Here is a 711-nt window from a genome sequence, read left to right on the forward strand (position 1 = left end):
TTTTTTGGCTTAAAGATCTGCATTCAACGCCTTAACGCGGTGCTAGTGATAATGTTAATAAATATTTCGTTTTTTATTTTCCTTTAATTTCAATACGTTAATTTAATATATTTCGTTACATTCTACCGGCGAAATACATACTTTAGCGATATCTGATTACTCATTTTATGGATATTATTTGTTTCGTTCTTCACAACAGATAAAAATTTTTAATTAAATGACTTAATATAAGGTAGATAACATGAATAAGACTTTAATTGCATTATGCTTAGCGTTAACGACAACTTCTATTTCTGCAATGGCTGCGGATGCCGGCTCAGGTAAAATTACGTTTAAAGGCACAATTAATAGCGGTGCATGTACAATTGCACCGACTGATGTGAATAAAGAAGTTCAATTAGGTAATATTGCCGCGGTTAATTTAGATGCTGCGGGTAAAAAAGGCCCACTCAATTCATTTGAATTAAAATTACAAGATTGCCAATTAGACCCAAGTGCTTCAGGTACTCCTTATTCTAAAGTAAAAATTACGTTTAATGGCCAACCTGATGCCACAAACGCATCTTTATGGTCAAGCACTGGTAGCGCAAATAACGTTGCAGTTTCATTCTTAGACAATGCAGGTAAAGCCATTAAACCCGGTGATACTTTAGAGCAAACACTGAAAGCGTCTGACACCACAATTATTTTGTCTGCTCAAGCAGAAGCAAC

At 34.9% G+C, this 711-nt stretch carries 1 protein-coding gene; it reads left to right on the plus strand.

Annotated features, from left to right (window positions below; translation table 11 throughout):
• Positions 1-241 precede the first annotated feature (241 nt).
• Positions 242-711: fimbrial protein (locus SJ312_RS23305; RefSeq protein WP_319868421.1), on the plus strand; the 470-nt coding region annotated here is incomplete at its 3' end.

Origin of the sequence: Providencia sp. CIM-Carb-044, assembly GCF_033901115.1 — a bacterium.
Classification (GTDB): Bacteria; Pseudomonadota; Gammaproteobacteria; order Enterobacterales; family Enterobacteriaceae; genus Providencia; species Providencia hangzhouensis.